This window comes from Bifidobacterium callitrichidarum (genome assembly GCF_003129905.1).
GTDB classification, from domain to species: Bacteria; Actinomycetota; Actinomycetes; order Actinomycetales; family Bifidobacteriaceae; genus Bifidobacterium; species Bifidobacterium callitrichidarum.
In genome coordinates this window covers 1-368 of sequence record NZ_QFFM01000068.1, presented here as the reverse complement: position 1 = coordinate 368, position 368 = coordinate 1, and the positions used below count along the sequence as shown (strand labels likewise).

Genomic DNA, 368 nt, shown 5'->3' with positions numbered 1-368 from the left:
GTGAACTCATAGCCATTGTTCGTCAGCTTGCCGTACTTCGCGTACAGGTCCGTGCCGAACACGCCATCAGCGTACTGGTAACCATCGGCATCGGTGCCCTTCGCGTCGGTCACGGACAGCTTGGTACCCTTCTGGTCCACGAAATCGGGACGCAGAGAGTTATCAAACGTGCCACCGTTGGCGTCAAGCGTGACGGTCACGTCCGGATACTGCGGGCCGTTGCCTCCGAACACATCCACGGCGCTGGCGGTGCTGGCGGCGACGCCCATGGTCGCGATCATCGCGACGGAGGCGAGGCCCGCGAGCGGCGCGCGCCAAACCTTAGTGTTTCCAGTCATGTTCTGGAACCTTTCTTCTAGGGACACGGG

General features: G+C 61.7%; 1 protein-coding gene. It reads right to left on the bottom strand.

Translation table 11 applies throughout. The annotated features are described in order from the left end of the window. On the bottom strand, positions 1–338 hold a 338-nt coding region (locus tag DF196_RS13145), incomplete at its 3' end, for a hypothetical protein (RefSeq protein ID WP_146194773.1). Positions 339–368: the final 30 nt, after the last annotated feature.